Origin of the sequence: Prevotella sp. tf2-5 (assembly GCF_900115435.1) — a bacterium.
Taxonomy (GTDB): Bacteria; Bacteroidota; Bacteroidia; order Bacteroidales; family Bacteroidaceae; genus Prevotella.
Genome location: NZ_FOWK01000001.1, coordinates 43,237 through 60,541, shown reverse-complemented (window position 1 = coordinate 60,541; position 17,305 = coordinate 43,237). Strand labels below are relative to the sequence as shown.

Annotated in this window: 13 protein-coding genes; 11 read left to right on the top strand and 2 right to left on the bottom strand. The window is 47.5% G+C overall.

All coding sequences use genetic code 11. The features are described 5' to 3' along the window. The first annotated feature begins 42 nt into the window (after positions 1 to 42). Genes BM257_RS00240 through BM257_RS00210 form a run of 7 tightly spaced genes read left to right on the top strand, consistent with a single transcriptional unit; the run spans position 43 to position 8,262 of the window. Positions 43 to 288, top strand: a complete 246-nt coding sequence (locus BM257_RS00240; protein WP_092067073.1) for an acyl carrier protein — start codon at positions 43 to 45, stop codon at positions 286 to 288. Continuing rightward, on the top strand, positions 285 to 701 hold the full coding sequence (locus tag BM257_RS00235; RefSeq protein WP_092067071.1) for an ApeP family dehydratase: 417 nt from the start codon (positions 285 to 287) through the stop codon (positions 699 to 701). Before BM257_RS00240 ends, BM257_RS00235 begins: the two co-directional genes overlap by 4 nt. Then, a complete protein-coding gene (locus tag BM257_RS00230; RefSeq protein WP_092067069.1) occupies positions 698 to 3,160 on the top strand; it encodes an MMPL family transporter in 2,463 nt (820 codons plus the stop codon). Before BM257_RS00235 ends, BM257_RS00230 begins: the two co-directional genes overlap by 4 nt. Next, positions 3,157 to 4,482, top strand: coding sequence for a phytoene desaturase family protein (locus BM257_RS00225; RefSeq protein WP_255405404.1), 1,326 nt, complete (start codon positions 3,157 to 3,159; stop codon positions 4,480 to 4,482). Before BM257_RS00230 ends, BM257_RS00225 begins: the two co-directional genes overlap by 4 nt. Further along, the gene (gene fabG / locus BM257_RS00220) at positions 4,479 to 5,201 is read left to right on the top strand and encodes a flexirubin biosynthesis SDR family reductase FlxB (RefSeq protein WP_092067067.1); all 723 of its coding nucleotides are present in this window, start codon (positions 4,479 to 4,481) and stop codon (positions 5,199 to 5,201) included. Before BM257_RS00225 ends, fabG begins: the two co-directional genes overlap by 4 nt. Then, complete coding sequence (locus BM257_RS00215; RefSeq protein ID WP_092067065.1) at positions 5,198 to 5,701, top strand: outer membrane lipoprotein carrier protein LolA; 504 nt, start codon at positions 5,198 to 5,200, stop codon at positions 5,699 to 5,701. Before fabG ends, BM257_RS00215 begins: the two co-directional genes overlap by 4 nt. After that, positions 5,698 to 8,262: a DUF5686 and carboxypeptidase-like regulatory domain-containing protein gene (locus BM257_RS00210; RefSeq protein WP_177215958.1), complete on the top strand. Its 2,565-nt coding sequence runs from the start codon at positions 5,698 to 5,700 to the stop codon at positions 8,260 to 8,262. The genes BM257_RS00215 and BM257_RS00210 overlap by 4 nt, the downstream gene beginning before the upstream one ends. 23 nt (positions 8,263 to 8,285) lie before the next feature. Here the strand turns inward: BM257_RS00210 and BM257_RS00205 are convergent, their stop codons facing one another. Further along, on the bottom strand, positions 8,286 to 8,849 hold the full coding sequence (locus tag BM257_RS00205; RefSeq protein ID WP_177215956.1) for a sigma-70 family RNA polymerase sigma factor: 564 nt from the start codon (positions 8,847 to 8,849) through the stop codon (positions 8,286 to 8,288). Between the two features lie 82 nt (positions 8,850 to 8,931). Beyond that, entirely contained in the window at positions 8,932 to 9,354 is a 423-nt protein-coding gene (locus BM257_RS00200) for an Hsp20/alpha crystallin family protein (RefSeq protein ID WP_092067718.1), read from the bottom strand. Positions 9,355 to 9,639: 285 nt separating this feature from the next. Between BM257_RS00200 and BM257_RS00195 the strand changes: the two genes are divergently transcribed. The 4 genes from BM257_RS00195 to BM257_RS00180 all read left to right on the top strand — a co-directional run bounded on the left by BM257_RS00195 (position 9,640) and on the right by BM257_RS00180 (position 17,298). Further along, a complete protein-coding gene (locus tag BM257_RS00195; RefSeq protein ID WP_092067061.1) occupies positions 9,640 to 11,316 on the top strand; it encodes a formate--tetrahydrofolate ligase in 1,677 nt (558 codons plus the stop codon). A 152-nt stretch (positions 11,317 to 11,468) separates the two neighbouring features. Continuing rightward, positions 11,469 to 12,629, top strand: coding sequence for an efflux RND transporter periplasmic adaptor subunit (locus tag BM257_RS00190; RefSeq protein WP_092067059.1), 1,161 nt, complete (start codon positions 11,469 to 11,471; stop codon positions 12,627 to 12,629). Positions 12,630 to 12,642: 13 nt separating this feature from the next. After that, positions 12,643 to 15,900, top strand: coding sequence for an efflux RND transporter permease subunit (locus BM257_RS00185; protein ID WP_092067057.1), 3,258 nt, complete (start codon positions 12,643 to 12,645; stop codon positions 15,898 to 15,900). 6 nt (positions 15,901 to 15,906) lie between these two features. Beyond that, on the top strand, positions 15,907 to 17,298 hold the full coding sequence (locus BM257_RS00180; RefSeq protein WP_092067055.1) for a TolC family protein: 1,392 nt from the start codon (positions 15,907 to 15,909) through the stop codon (positions 17,296 to 17,298). Positions 17,299 to 17,305 lie beyond the last annotated feature (7 nt).

Here is a 17,305-nt window from a genome sequence, read left to right as displayed (position 1 = left end):
GAAATAACGCAATATCGAAACTTTAAAATTTAAAAAAACATTATGACAAGAGAAGAAATCATCGAGCAGGTTAATGGACTGCTCTCAGAAGAGTTTGAAGTAGAACAGAGTGAGTTTACACCCGATGCCAACCTGAAGGACACCCTTCAGCTGGACAGCATCAACTTGGTGGACTTGATAGCACTGGTACAGGTGACTTACAAGATCACAATCCCTGTCAATGAGCTGCACCAGATACAGACTTTCAATAACCTCTACGACTACATCGAGCAGCATCTGCCGGCATGATCATCAAGGGTGACGATATCAAGCAGCTCATCCCTCAGCGTGCCCCTTTCATGATGGTCGATGAGTTTGAGCAACAGGATGATAACACTGCCAAGACGGTCCTTAACATCAGCAGAGGTAATTATTTCCTGTTGCCTGACAGTATGATGTCGCCGACTGGGTTGATAGAGCATATCGCCCAGTCGTGCTCTGCCCTTGCGGCAAGCAGGAAAGAACATACGGAAAAAGCACCTGTCGGTATGATCGCGGAGGTGAAGAACTTCTGTTGTCATCGTCGCCCGCAGTTGAATGAACAATTAACCACCACGGTGACCTTCGGTTTCTCGTTCGGTAGTATGACATTGGCGCACGGTATCTCCAAAATCGGGGAGGAGACCGTCGCTGAGGTAGACTTGAAAATATTCATGCAATGACGAATTTTTTCATCAGGTTATATCGGTATTTCCGCAACCATCAGATGGTCTGTTGGTTGTCAATGGTCGCCCTTTTCGCTTTCTTCGGATGGTTCGCTACACGTATCTATCTGGAGGAGGACATCGACAAGCTGATGCCCTCATCGAAGAACGAGGACGGTACCACGAAACTTGCCTTTGCCGATTTGAAGATCAAGGACAAGACATTCCTGTTGTTTGAGGGGCTGCAGACAGGTGTAGACCCTGCACGCCTGTCGGATGTCTGTGACCAGTTTGTGGACACTCTCCTGCAATGTGACTCGGCCACGCATACTATCGAGGATGTCTTCTACCAGTTGCCCGAAGACCTGATGGTGGATGGTGTCGACTACCTCTCCGCACATTTCCCTGCCTATATAGATACTGCCGCCTATGCTCGTTTCGATACTTTGCTGACCCGTGAGCATTTCGAGGTGCAGATGCGACAGAACTATGAGGATCTGCAGAGTGAGGTCGGAGAGTTGTTCCCTGAACTGATCCAGATGGACCCGATGGGGATGAGGACGGTACTCGCCAAACAGTTCAAACCCTTGTTAGAAGGTGGCTCGGGAAGTTACAAGACTATCAACGGTCATTTCTTCGTACCTGACTCCACAGTCTGTCTCGCCTTTATCACACCTCATTTCTCTGCTACAAATACAGGACAGGGTTCTGCACTCTTTGAGATGATGAACAGTCAGATAGAGGCATTTGCCAAGAGTCATCCCGACGTGCGTATCAGTTATCACGGGACTCCTGCAAGCGGCTATTATAACTCGTCACAAATCAAGCATGACCTGACGACCACCATCACGGGAGCACTGGTTTTGGTACTGGTCTTCCTCCTGGCGTGTTTCCGTCGGTGGGATACCATCCCCTTGTTGTTGCTGCCTGTTATTTTTGGAACACTCTTCGGACTGACGATGATGTATTTCATCAAAGGACAGTTCTCGCTGCTTGCTTTAGGTATAGGTGGTGTCGTCTTAGGTGTGGCACTCAGCTACGTGCTGCATGTGCTGACGCACCAGCAGTATGTCGGCGATCCGGAGAAGATGCTGCATGACCAGGTGAAGCCCGTATGGCTGGGTTGTCTGACGACGATAGGCTCGTTCGCAGGATTGATCTTCATACAGACAGACCTCTTACGGGACTTTGGACTCTTTGCCGCCTTCGCAATCCTCGGTACGACCTTGTTCAGTCTGACCTTCCTGCCTCAGTTCTTGAGAAAGAAAGTGTCTGGTGGACACGCTTTCGCATGGATAGACCGTGTCAATACGTATCCCTTCGACCGTAAGACCCCATTGCTGATTGCCCTTGTGGTAATCTTGGTGGTTTGTGTCGGAGCCTATCTTGTGGGAGGGACCCGTTTTGACGCAGACATGCATAACCTCGGTTATGAGGCGGAGTTGACTGAGCATTCGGAACAGGTGCTGCGGGAGAAAACCTATACGGGTGACAAGCAGAAATATTTTGCCAGCAAGGGGAAAACGATGGAGGAGGCTATTGAGCACTTTGCCTTGTTGGATCGTCAGCTCGACTCGCTGCAGCAGTTGGGACTGGTCAAGAGCTATACCCATACCAATCAGGTCTTTGTACCCTTGAAGGTGCAACAGCAGCGTATTGATGCGTGGAAGAAATATTGGACGGAGGAGCGCCTGTCGAAAGTGCGACGCCTGATAGCGGAGACAGCATCACAGGCAGGACTGAGCCAGGATGCCTTCGACACGTTCTTCGAGGCGGTGGCTGCCGACTATGAGCCGGATGCTTTGTATCAGGCAGGACTGATACCCGCAGGTTATCAGTCGACGCTGATGGAGGAGTCGTACGACGGTAATTTCCTTTGTTTTACCTCTGTCCGTTGTGCTAATGACAGTGTGCGCAGCAGCGAGAGCGACTATATCCGTATCTGTGACGCGGTAGCGGCACACCCGGAGTTGTTGGTGCTGGACACTTATTATTATACGACAGACACCCTGTTGCGGATGAGTGAGGATTTCAACGTGTTGCAGTGGTTGTCCATGGCTTTTGTCTTTGCCGTCTTGCTCCTGAGTTTCCATTTCAACCTCAAGCATGCCTTGTTGGGCTTCCTGCCCATCCTGCTCAGCTGGATGGTCGTCTTGGGGGCTATGGTATTGTTTGACATCCGCTTTAACCTCATCAGCATCATCATCTCCACCTTTATCTTCGGTATTGGTGTTGACTATAGCATCTTCGTGATGGACGGACTGACGCATCACGACCAACAGAAACTGACCTTCCATAAGACGGCGATCTTCCTGAGTGCCGTCACTCTGATAACGACAGTCAGCAGTATGCTGATAGCCTCTCATCCTGCCATTCGCTCCGTAGGGTTCTCCACCCTTGTCGGACTTCTCTCGGCGGTCATCCTATCCTATGTGCTGCAACCTGCTATCTTTAGATGGCTCAATAGGCGAAAATGATGAAATATGATGTCGTTGTCATAGGAAGTGGTTTCGGTGGACTGGCTTGTGCCCTGCTGCTCTCGAAAGCGGGCTGTCGTGTCCTCGTGCTGGAAGCCCATTGGCAACCGGGCGGTTGTATGCAGAGCTACCAGCGCAAAGGTCATACCTTTGACACTGGACTGCATTATGTGGGTGGACTGGACGACGGAGAGACACTGCATGATGTCTTCGGACAGTTAGGACTCCTGCGGCTGCCTTGGCACCGAATGGATGTGGAGGGCACCGACCAGATAACGATTGATGGGCGAACATTCTGTCTGGCACAGGGTTTCGACCGTTTCGTGGATGTGCTGGCAACGGATTTCCCCCACCAGCGGCAGGCATTGAGAACCTATGTTGGCATGCTGCAGGGACCGGATCAGGATCCCTCTGTTAACGCGTGGCAGTGGTTGGACGAGACCTTCAGCGACAAGTTGCTGATAGATGTTCTGTCTGGTTCCTGCCTGAAGACTGAGCTACGACGTGAGTCTCTGCCGCTCCTTGCCTTCGCCCACAGCCAGAAGAGCTATATCCAGAGCAGCTGGCGACTGAGAGGGGACAGCGGCATGATTGTGCGCTCCATGGTGAATGACATCAGACACATGGGCGGTGACGTGGTCTGTCGCGCTGAGGTGAAGGAGCTGATAGAACAGGACGGGCGTATCGTGGCTGCCATGTGCGACAACGGGGAACGTTATGAGGGTCGTCTCTTCATTAGTGATATCCATCCTGCCCAGACCTTTGCCCTTGTCAAAGAGAGTAAGGTGCTGAAAAATATCTTCCGCAGGAGGATGACGATGCTGGAGAATACTTACGGGATGTACACCTTCTCGCTGGTGCTGAAGCCACATTCGCTTCCTTATTTCAATCACAACAAGTTCGTGTATGAGGGAGGTAGCGTTTGGGACGAGGATACGACAAAGGTGATGCTGAGTTGCAGAGTACCGGAGGAAGACTCGGACGATGCCACGCTCCTTGACCTGCTGACACCGTGTGACAAGGACCCTATGACGCTCGCGGAGACGGTGATACCAGGACTGCGTGACATGGTCAGTGAACAGTATGTCAGCACACCTCGTACCTGGCAGCGCTTTACCCATACTCCCGACGGTTCTGCCTATGGGATACGGAAAGACTGTCGTCAGTCTCTGCTGACCATGCTGTCACCACGTACCCCTCTCAGTAACCTGTTGTTGACGGGACAGAATGTGATGCTGCATGGACTGGAAGGTGTGGCTATGACGGCAAGGCAGACATGTGATATCATCATGAGAAATCATACAGAATATTTGAGAATATGAGTAAATATGCATTAGTAACAGGCGGCAGCCGTGGTATCGGACGTGCCGTCGTGGTCAGACTGGCACAGGATGGCTATCAGGTGATCGTCAACTATGCCAGCAATCAGGCAGAGGCGGAGAGGACCCTTGAGTTGATCAACGGACAGGGTGAACTGCTCCCCTTTGATGTGAGTAATGCTGCACAGGTGCGTGAGGCATTGCAGGGATGGCAGCAGCGTCATCCTGAGGAATATATCGAGGTGCTGGTGAACAATGCCGGCATCCGTCGTGATAACGTGCTGGCACTGATGCCGGAGGATGACTGGCACCGTGTGCTGGATATCACGCTTTCCGGTTTCTTTAATGTCACGCAGCCGCTGTTGCCTGCCATGCAGCTGCATAAGTTCGGACGCATTGTCAATATGGCGAGTGTCAGTGGACTGAAGGGACTGCCCGGGCAGACGAACTATTCTGCTGCCAAGGGTGGAATCATCGCTGCCACCAAAGCGTTGGCACAGGAGGTGGCACGTAAGAACGTAACGGTGAATGCGGTGGCACCGGGATTCATCAAGACGGATATGACTGAGGGCTTGGATGAGGCTGCCCTAAAGAAGACGATCCCGGCTAACCGCTTTGGTAACCCGGAGGAGGTGGCAGACCTGGTCTCTTTCCTCGTCTCCCCCAATGCCGGCTATATTACAGGAAATGTTATCTCAATCAATGGAGGACTTTATACATGAGAAAGATTGTTTTATTGTTGTTTTGTCTGCTTACATGCTATGCAGGCACCAATGCCCAGACCGTTACGAAGACAACCCATAAGAAAGCCATCAAAACGGATGTGGTGACTACAGGTACACTGACGATCCGTAAACCGTCGTATGTCTGTATCTCAACAGATAATGACCGTGACCAGCTTATCATGGACGGTACTAAGTTTACCATGACGCTGGGGAAGAAGAAACAGGTGACGGATAGCCGCCGTAACCCGATGTTCGCTACGTTCCAGTCTGTCCTTGAGGCTGTCATCAACGGACGCCCGATACCCTCAGGTGAAGACCTGACTGTAACAGTCAAGGATAATGAGAAGACCATCACCATCATCCCTACAGGGAAGAAACGACAGATGTTCACCTCTTTTGTATTGGTGATAGATGTTAAGACTTCAACCTTTAAGACACTGCGAATGAATGACAGAAGCGGTGGGTATATGGAATATACTTTTAAGAATAGTAAATGATTAAACTGAGAGGTTTCTTAATTGGCATGATGTGCTTGGTGGGCATGACGTCTTATGCCCAGCAAATTACCGGATATGTCACGGATGCCGAGACTGGTGATAGTATTCCATATGCCAGTGTCGTCTATAAGGGACATCATGTGAACGCAATCTCCAATGGGGAAGGACGCTACACCATTGCGCGCCACGAGGGCTGGAATATCACTTTCAGTGCTGTTGGTTATAAGACGCGTATCATCCCTGTCAATGCGAAGACAAAGGCGAAACTGAATGTCGCTTTGAAACCTGATAAGCAGATGCTGGCAGAGGTGACGGTTAAAGCCAAACGTAGTCGCTATAGCCGTAAGAACAATCCTGCCGTTGAGCTGATGAAGCGAGTTGTGGAGGCGAAGAAAAAGACAGACCTGAGTGTAAATGATTATTATCAGTATAGTAAATATGAGAAAATCACCACCTCGCTTAATGACCTGAAACCGGAGCAGTTGGAACAGGGTGTATTTAAGAAACACCCATGGTTGGTGGAACAAGTAGAGGTCAGCTCGGCAACGAATAAGTTGATTCTTCCTGTGAGCATTGACGAGACGGTGTCTCAGAAAGTCTATCGAAAGGAACCCCGTGCCGAAAAGACAATTATACAAGGTCAGTCATCGAAAGGTATCAATAACATCTTTCAGACGGGTGATGTCGTCAATACTGTCATCAAGGATGTGTTTACAGATATAGACCTTTATCAAGACCATATCCGACTATTACAGTATCCCTTTATCTCTCCAATTTCGAAAGAGGGCATCGGTTTCTACCGTTATTACATTGAGGATACACTGGCGATAGAACGTGACAGTTGTTTTCATCTGCATTTTCTTCCCAATAACCAGAACGATATGGGCTTCCGTGGTGACCTGTATATCCTGAAGGACTCTACACTGCATGTCCGTCGTTGTGAAATGACGATTCCCAAGCAGAGTAACGTCAATTTCGTAAAGAACGTGAAGATCCTGCAGGAGTATGAGAAGTTGCCCAATGGTCAATGGGTACTTACGAAGGACGATATGTCCACGGAACTGAGCCTATTGAGCTTCCTCCGGGAGTTGATAGTGACCCGTACCACACGTATGAGGGATTATGCCTTTGATCCGATACCAAAGAAACTGTTCCGGGGTATAGCTCCTGAAGTGACGGAGGCAGATGCTCAGATGCGTGATGATGCATTTTGGAGCCAATTCCGGCAGGTGGAGCTTACCAAGAGTGAGAGTTCGATGGATAAGTTTATCCATCGGATTGAGAATATGAAGGGCATGAAATACGTAATTTTCGGATTGAAGGCACTCTTCGAGAACTCGATAGAGACGAGTACACCGAACTATATAGATATCTGTCCTGTCAATACGATCTTGAGTCATAACTATGTGGATGGATGGCGTAGCCGATTGAGTCTGAAGACAACGGCGAATCTCAGTAAGCATTTCTTCCTCTCTGGCTATTACGGTCGGGGATGGGGGAGTCATCAGAACTACTATAATGCAGAGTTCACGTATTCCATCAATCCTAAGAAATACCTACCTCATGAGTTTCCAAGACGTACCTTGAGTATACAGGTCAATCGTGACGTGTGTTCGCCTGGCGACCGCTTCATGGATACCGACAAAGATAACTTCATGGTAGCATTCAAATGGGCGGAGACTAATAAAATGATGTATTATAACCGTCAACAGGTGACATTCGACTATGAGACGGACTGGGGATTGAAAGCTACATTGATTGGTAAACTTGAGGAGAATGAGGCTTGTGGCAAGATGTCTTTCCGTACACTGGATGTCGCACCCCGAGAGGAGTTTTTCCGTACTGGTAATGGTGAGCATATCCGTACCACAGAAGTGACAGCTAAACTGCGTTACGCTCCAGGTGAGACGTATATCAATAATAAGTTGCGCCGTCGTGTTATCAATCTTGACGCTCCTGTGTTTAGTGTGTCCCACACAATGGGCTTTGATGGCGTCTTTGGAGGACAGTATTCCTACAATTATACCGAGCTGCATATCTATAAGCGCTTCTGGTTGAGCAGTTGGGGAAAACTGGATATCTCCTTGAAAGGTGGTATGCAGTGGAACCAAGTACCTTATCCCTTACTTATCCATCCGGCAGCAAATCAGTCGTATATCATTATTCCCGAGACCTTCAACCTTATCAACACGATGGAGTTCCTGAATGACCGTTTCGCATCGCTGATGGTATCATGGGATTTGAATGGAAAAATATTCAATCGTATTCCATTGTTGAATAAACTGCATTGGCGTGAGTATATTGGATTCCGTATGTTGTGGGGTGAACTTTCAGACAAGAACAACCCGTTCTTGCCTGAGAATGTAGGTAATAAGCGGCTGATGTATTTCCCGGAGGGCTCACATGTGATGAATCCTGACCGTCCCTATGCGGAGATTGTATTGGGTATCCATAACATCTTCAAGTTCTTCCATGTGGAGTATGTGCGACGACTGAACTATAATGATTTGCCCACAAGTCCCAAATGGGGCATGCGCTATGTAATTGCGTTTAGTTTTTAATTTCGCAAACCGTTGAATAAAACTTATTGGATGATAGAAGCCTTGCGTAATTTACGCAGGGCTTTATCTTTTATCTGACGTACTCTCTCTCGTTTCAGACCTAGGGACTCTCCAATTTCTGCCATCGTCTGACGCTCTGTATCTACACCAAAGAAAGCCTTGATGACAGATTGTTCTCGTTCGTTGAGGAAGACAATAGCACGAATCAGATCGTCCGAGAGAGTGTCTTGCTCTAATGACTGGTCAGCCTTGGGGGCGTCTTTATCCTCTAAGACATGGAGTAGGGTGTAGTTGTTTTTGGAGCCAACAGGAATGGACTCATCTGTAGAGAGAACCGGAATCTCTCCTGTCACTTTACGGATTGCTTCCTCAATATTACGGCGGATATAGGGAGCGGCGAAGGTGACGAATGGTTTTCCTTTGTCGGGGTCGAATTTTTCGGCAGCCTTGATCATACCAATGCAGCCTTCACTGATGAGGTCGTCGGTGCTCAGCAGTTCTGATTGATACTGGCGTGCAAGTGTCACCACATAGCCCATGTTTTTGCTGACGAGTTCGTCACGTTGTCTTTTCTGTTCGTTTGTCATAGTGGCGACAAAGATACAATGAAAAAAAAAGAAATCCAAATAAAAGTTTGGATTTCTTTCTGCTAGTCTCATCATGAGGTCGTTATGAGATCTCAATCATACGAGAGACTTTCGTTTCCTCCTTTTTCATTTTTGGCAGTATCACAGTCAGAATGCCATTCTCTACTTTGGCGGAAATACCTTCCTTGTTGACATCCTCTGGTAGTGAGTAGTTCTGTTGATAGTTGGTGTAGCTAAACTCACGACGCAGGTAATGCTGTTTCTTGTCCTCCTCCTTGTGCTCCATTTTGTTTTCGATGGCTATGCTCAGATTGCCGTCGTCATTGATGTGTACACGACAGAACTCTTTTTTGATGCCAGGAGCGGCGACCTCCATCGTGTAGGCGTTCTCGTCTTCTTTGACGTTGACTGCTGGAGCGGTAGTGGTGGCGCATGCCATCATATCGTTGTTCATGAAATCATCGAATACTGTTGGGAACCAACTGTTTTTGAATACTGGTAACATAATCATACCTCCTAATTCTATTTTTAATTGTTTATGAATGTTATTTAATCTCTCTTGCCTATGCTTTCGCCTTGGCATTCACCCTCTATGATACAAGTTTTGTGCCAGCAGCCTCTTTCTGTCAAATTGACATAAATATACGACAAGATGACAGGGCTTTATTTTTTTCACTGTTTAATCTAGGATGTTGTAAAAAGTCATCCTCCGAAAAATCCAAATTAATTTGGTTTCTCTTCGTTTATTCGGAAATTTCCACTATCTTTGTAGGCACTAATAATCAAAAAGATGAAGACAGATATTCAGATTGCCAGAGAATGCCAATTGAAACCGATTGGCGATATTGCGGCACAGTTGGGAATTGCCCCAGAGGAAATAGAGCCGTATGGACGTTATATGGCGAAGGTGCCCATCTCGTTGATTGATGAGAAACGGGTAAAAAAGAGCCGGTTGATACTGGTGACAGCCATCAGTCCTACAAAAGCAGGCATCGGTAAGACTACCGTTAGTATTGGACTGACGCTAGGACTCCAGAAACTTGGCAAGAAAGCCGTGGTGGCTTTGCGTGAGCCTTCCCTTGGTCCGTGTTTCGGTATTAAGGGTGGTGCGGCTGGTGGTGGTTATGCTCAGGTGTTGCCGATGGAGAAAATCAACCTCCACTTTACGGGTGATTTCCATGCTGTCACCTCTGCGCATAACACTATCAGTGCCATGCTCGACAACTATATCTACCAGCATCGTAAAGAAGGTTTCTCATTGCGGGAAATCTATTGGAAACGTGTATTGGATGTCAACGATCGTGCTTTGCGTAATGTGGTCACTGGCCTGCGTGGCGATGGCGTAGTGTCAGAGACGGGTTTTGATATTACTTCTGCATCGGAATTGATGGCGATTCTCTGTTTGGCGACCAGCGAAGAGGATCTCCAGCATCGTATCGAAAATATTCTGTTGGGTATCACTTCCGACGGAAAACCTTTCCGTGTTCGTGACCTAGGGGTGGCGGGTGCTATTACTGTGTTATTGCGTGATGCCCTCTCTCCAAATCTCGTCCAAACCACAGAGCATACACCTGCTTTCATCCATGGCGGTCCTTTTGCCAATATCGCCCATGGTTGTTCGAGTGTGCTTGCCACCAAGATGGCGATGACTTATGGTGACTATGTGGTAACGGAGGCGGGCTTTGGAGCTGACCTTGGTGCTGAGAAGTTCTTTGACATCAAATGTCGTAAGGCGGGACTGCAGCCTTGTCTGGTGGTGATTGTCGCAACTACCCAGGGTCTGAAAATGCATGGCGGTGTGGATGTTGAACTCATCAAAGAGCCGCATGCGAAAGGGCTGAGAGAAGGGCTGAAGAACCTCAACCGCCATATCCGTAACATGCAAAGCTTTGGACAACCCGTTGTGGTTACTTTGAACCGCTATGATACGGATCTTGAAGAAGAGATAGACATCGTCCGCAAGAATTGTGAGGACTTAGAAGTGGGTTTTTCTGTCAATGAGGCTTTTCTCAAAGGAGGTGACGGTGCGACAGCGTTAGCACAGACTGTTGTCGATACCATCGACCATATCCAGGCGATGCCCATCCATTTTACCTATCCTGAGAATGATAGTATTGAAGGTAAGATCGAAAAGGTTTGCAAATGTATTTATGGTGCTGCTGCCGTGGAGTTTACCAAGACAGGTAAGAAACGGTTGGAGGCTATCCGGGAGATTTTTGGAAAGGACAAGGATATTGCCCGTTATCCTGTCTGTATCGCCAAGACACAGTTTTCTTTCTCAGCCGACTCTACCCGCTATGGCTCTCCCGAAGGTTTTACTATCCGCATACGTGATCTCATCCTCAATTGTGGTAGTGAGATGATTGTTGCTATTGCTGGTGACATGCTTCGTATGCCTGGATTGCCTAAGAGTCCTCAAGCAGAGCGTATCACCATCGAAAACGGTGAGATAGAGGGACTTTCATAGTTTCCTTGCATAAACTTTGTTAAATATCTGCTATCTATTTTATAGATAAAGTTGTTTTTTAGTAACTTTGCAAGCTGAAAACTGAAGCGACGGCTTGGGGTTTTGTGAGAATAGATCATTTATTCGAATAAATAACAATTGATAAATAGGTAATGAAAATGAAAAAGTTGATGATGTCTGTGGCAATTGCTGCAACATTGGTTTCATGTGGCGGCGGAGGTGGTCGCCCGAATTTCGGTGACAATGAGTACCCCGTTGTGACAGTGGGAACGTCCAATGCCGATATGCAGTCTACGTATCCTGCTACCATCAAGGGCGTGCAAGATGTGGAAATCCGTCCGAAGGTACAGGGATTCATCACGCAGATTAATGTGAAGGAAGGTCAGACAGTTAGTGCTGGTCAGACCTTGTTCGTTTTGGATAACGCAACGTATCAGGCACAAGTCCGTATGGCAGAAGCTTCCGTGAATACTGCCCAGCAGCAAGTGAATACTACTCAGTTGACATATGAGAATGCCAAGTTGTTGCATGCCAACAAGGTGATTGGTGACTATGAGCTGCAGACCTCACAGAATTCGTATGAGAGTGCCAAGGCACAATTGGCGCAGGCTAAGGCATCACTGGCTTCAGCTCGTGAGACGCTGAGTTTCTGTTTTGTGAAAAGTCCAGCCGCTGGTGTCGTTGGTACCCTTCCTTATAAGAAAGGTGCTTTGGTTAGTGCCTCCAACTCATTGACGACCGTTTCTAATATCTCGTCAATGGATGTCTATTTCTCTGTGACGGAGAAAGATGCGATGGTCATTTCCGCTAATGGTCTTAATAGTATTCCTGCTGTGAAATTGCAATTGGCTGATGGAACTGTTTATACCCATGAAGGTAAGGTAACCAAAATGAGCGGTGTCATTGATCAGGCTACAGGTACCGTACAGTTGATAGCCTCTTTCGTCAATCCTGAGAAGAAACTGAAGAGTGGTGGCGCTGGCACGATTATCATCCCTCGTATCGCCTCTTCTGCCATCATTATCCCTCAGTCATGTGTATCAGAGGTGCAGAACAAGAAGTTTGTCTATACCTTGGGTAAGGATAATAAAGTAAAATATACTGAGATCAAGGTGGATCCCCAGAACGATGGTAATAATTACATTGTGACAGATGGTCTGAAGACTGGTGATAAATATGTAACCAATGGTGTTACCAAACTTACTGACGGTATGGAGATTGTACCCATCACGCCAGAGAAGTACCAGCAGAAGATCAATGAGCAAGCAAAGGCAATGTCAGCCGGTGACATCGTGGGAGCAATGAAGAAATAAGAAGTAAGAAAATATGACTTTTACGACATTTATTAAACGCCCGGTACTCTCGACGGTGATCTCTATCCTCATCGTCCTGTTGGGTTTTATCGGATTGGTGTTGCTGCCTATAGAGCAGTACCCCAATATAGCACCCCCTACTGTTGCGGTATGGACCAATTATCCTGGTGCTGACGCAGAGACGGTGAAAAACTCCGTAGTTACACCTCTAGAGGAGAGCATCAACGGTGTGGAGGGAATGGACTACATCACCTCCACGTCATCCACTGGATCGGCACAGCTCTCTATTCTCTTTCGTCAGGGTATGAATCCTGATATGTGTGCCGTCAATGTTCAGAACCGTGTCTCCCAGGCTCAGGCATTGCTGCCTGCCGAGGTAACACGTATGGGTGTGACGGTGACGAAGCGACAGACTTCACAGGTGCTGATGTTCACGCTGACCTCTGATGGTCGCTACGACGATGAGTTCCTGACCAACTATAGTAATATTAACATCATTCCTGCCATCAAGCGTATTCAGGGCGTGGGTGACGTACAAAGCCCTGGTCTGAAGACGTACTCCATGCGTATCTGGCTGAAGCCTGATGTGATGAAACAGCATAATCTGATGCCGTCAGACATCAGTAATGTCCTTGCCGAACAAAATATCGAGGCTGCCCCTGGTAGCTTTGGTGAGCAGTCGGATGTCGCCTATGAGTATGCCATGCGTTATACGGGTCGTCTGAAGACTGCCGAGGAATTTGGTAATATTATCATATCTAGCGATGCCAATGGTCAGACATTGAAACTGAAGGATGTGGCACGTATAGAGCTGGGTGGTCAGCAGTATTCTGTTGCGATGAAAAACAACAACCTGCCGTCAGTGCTGGGTATGGTACAGCAGATTGCTGGATCGAATGCCAATGAGATTGCCAAGCAAGTTAAAGCAGAGCTGGAAGAACAGGCGAAACTGTTTCCACCGGGTATGATATATAAAATCAATTATGACGTAACGGAATTTCTATATGCCTCTATCGAGGAGGTAGTGTTTACGCTGGTCTTCACCCTTATCTTGGTGTTCATCGTGATATATGTCTTCCTGCAGGACTGGCGCTCGACACTGATTCCGTTGATTGCAGTTCCTGTATCGCTAATTGGTACATTCTTCTTCCTTAGTGTGTTCGGTTTTTCCATTAACCTTCTGACGTTGTCCGCCTTGCTGTTGGCAATTGCCATTGTGGTGGACGATGCTATCGTGGTGGTTGAAGCAGTACATGCTAAACTCGACCAAGGTTATAAGTCTCCACTGACAGCTTCTATTGATGCCATGAATGAGATTTCTGGTGCTATTATTTCTATTACGTTGGTGATGGCGTCAGTGTTTATTCCTGTGTCGTTTATCGGTGGAGCCTCAGGTACCTTCTATCGTGAGTTCGGTGTAACGATGGCTGTGAGCATTTTTATTTCAGCATTGAACGCCTTAACACTATCTCCAGCACTATGTGCCATCTTCCTGAAACCGCACGATACAGAGGAACATGAGAAGAAAATATCAATGATAGATCGTTTCCATGCTTCTTTCAATACGGCTTTTAATGCTACGACAGATAAATATAAAGGGGTGGTTGAGAAACTGGTACGCAAGCCCTTTGCTATTATCGTGACCGTCCTTATCGGTATCGTTGTATTGGTGGCTACGATGGCTACGACTAAGACAGGTTTGGTACCTGACGAGGATACAGGAACGATTTTCTGTACTATCTCGATGCCACCAGCTACCTCTGTGGAGCGCACCAAGCGTATCATCAGTCAGGTGGATAGTATACTGGGTGCCGATCCAGCCATCCAGAGTCGCGAGCAGATTCAAGGTTATAACTTCATAGCAGGTTCTGGCTCTGACCAGGCAACCTTTATTATTAAGTTGAAGCCGTTCTCAGAGCGACAGAAGGGATTTTTCTGGAAGCTTAGCGGACTATGGCAGGGTGACGGTATCTACCGTTTTTTCCTCAATCCGTACGAGTCGAATGGTGTGCTTGCTCAAATTTACCTGAAGACAGCTCATATCAAGGATGCACAGATTCTGGCGTTCGCACCACCTATGATTCCTGGATTCTCTGCAAACTCAGGTATATCTATCGTGATGCAGGATCGTACCGGCGGTTCTCTTGATAAATTCTTCGGTATTGTAAAGGATTACCTTGCTGAATTGAACAAACGTCCAGAGTTCCAAACGGCACAGACCTCCTACAACCCGAACTATCCACAGTACATGTTGTATGTTGATGTCGCTAAGTGTAAGCAGTCTGGCATCTCACCAAATACGGTGCTTACCACGCTGCAAGGATACTATGGTGGCCTATATGCTTCTAACTTCAATGCTTACGGTAAACTCTATCGTGTGATGATTCAGGGCTCGCCGGAGACCCGTATGACACCAGAGTCGCTGAACAGTATCTATGTCCGTACACCGGGTGGCATGTCTCCCGTACAGGAGTTCTGTCGTATGGAACGTGTCTATGGACCGTCGAACATCAACCGCTTCAACCTGTTTACCGCTATTAACGTAACGGCAACAGTGGCTGATGGCTACTCTACGGGTGAGGCTATCAAAGCAGCCCAGGAAGTGGCTGCAGAGATGTTGCCACAGGGTTATACCTACGAATATTCAGGTCTGACTCGTGAGGAGGCGAAGGCATCGAACACCACAGCTGTTATCTTCGTGTTGTGTATCATCTTTATTTATCTTATTCTGTCGGCACAGTATGAATCGTATATCCTACCGCTTGCCGTAGTACTCTCTGTACCCTTCGGTCTAGCAGGCTGTTTCTTGTTTACTATGCTTTTCGGACACTCCAATGATATATACATGCAGATTTCACTGATTATGTTGATTGGTCTGTTGGCGAAGAACGCCATCTTGATTGTACAGTTTGCCTTGGAGCGTCGTCAGACGGGTATGGCGATCTCCTGGTCGGCAATCTTGGGTGCTGCAGCTCGTCTGCGTCCTATCTTGATGACTTCATTGGCGATGGTTATCGGTCTGTTGCCGATGATGTTTGCCTCAGGTGTAGGTAAGAATGGTAACCAGACACTGGGTGCCGCTGCTGTGGGTGGTATGTTGATCGGTACACTCTGTCAGATAATGGTGGTTCCCGCTTTGTTCGTTATCTTCCAGTCATTACAGGAAAAGGTTAATCCGATGAAGTTTGAGGATGAAGAGGAGAACTCTGATGTTGCCACAGAGATTTCCCAGTATGCTCATCGTCCTGTAGACTATAAATTAGAGGAGTAAGAAAGTATGAAGAAGATCATGATATTCGTTGCCGCAACGATATTATTTGGCGGTTGTGGTGTATATAATAAGTATGAGCGTCCAGAAGTGGATACGAAAGGGCTCATTCGTGATGCAGTTAGTGATGTGGATACATTAGTGGTAGCACCGCAAGATACAGCTTCGTTTGGTAACCTGCCCTGGCGTAGTATATTCACGGACCCGCTACTGCAAACCCTTATAGAACGAGGATTGCAGAAGAATGCCAATCTGCAGAATGCGGCTCTCACTGTCCAAATGTATGAGGTTATGTTGAAGGCAGCAAAGCTAGCATTCCTGCCAGCGATTAATTTTGGAAGCAATTCTGTCGGTTATATCCAGACGCTTTATACGGATCCTTCGCAGACTCTCAAATCCTACACGTTCCCAATGACAGCTTCATGGACCTTGGATCTCTTCGGCAATATCTTGTCACAGAAGCGTTCTACCCAGATGAAGTTACTTGGTTTTAAGGACTATCAAATGGCTGTGCGTGCACAGGTTATCAGCGGTATTGCCAACAGTTATTATACCTTGTTGATGCTTGATGAGCAGCTCCGTATTGCTACGGAGATGTCGGGCATGGCGAAAGAGACCTGGGAGATGATGAAGTTACAGTATCAGCTGGGACGTATACGTTCTACTGGTGTACAGAGTGCGGAGGCTGCCTATCTGTCCACACAGACACAGATCAATGAGTTTAAGCGTCAGATACGTGCCACAGAGAATGCCTTGTCTTTACTGATAGGACAGGCAGGTCAGCAGATTCCTCGTTCTACACTCGCAGAGCAATCACTTCCTTCTGAGTTCTCTACAGGTGTGGGCATGGCGCTACTGAAGAACCGTCCTGATGTTCATAATGCTGAGATGCAACTGGCTTCCTGCTTTCATGATGTGCAGACCGCTCGCTCGAAATTCTACCCCACGATTAGTGTAGGCTTTACAGGATCCTTCGGTAATTCTGGTGGTACACTCAATCCTGGTAAATGGCTTACTAATCTCTTTGGTAATCTCACACAGCCCATTTTCAATCGTGGTGCCTTGACTGCTAATCTTAAGGTGTCAAAGATACAGTATGAGCAAGCTTTTAATACTTGGCAGAATGCTATCCTCTCGGCTGGTAATGAGGTCAGCAATGCCCTCGTGAATTATAATAGCTATGATAGAAACAGCAAACTGGAAGCACAGCGTGTTGAGATTCTCGCAAAGAGTGTGGAGGATACTCGTGCACTTTACAAGAGTAGTGGCTCTTCCTATCTGGAGGTCCTGACGGCGCAGACCCAGTTGCTCAATGCCCAACTTAACAAGGTTAACAACGATTTTGCCAAGATGCAGACGGTGGTATCACTATATACGGCACTCGGTGGCGGAGGAAAATAAGTTTATA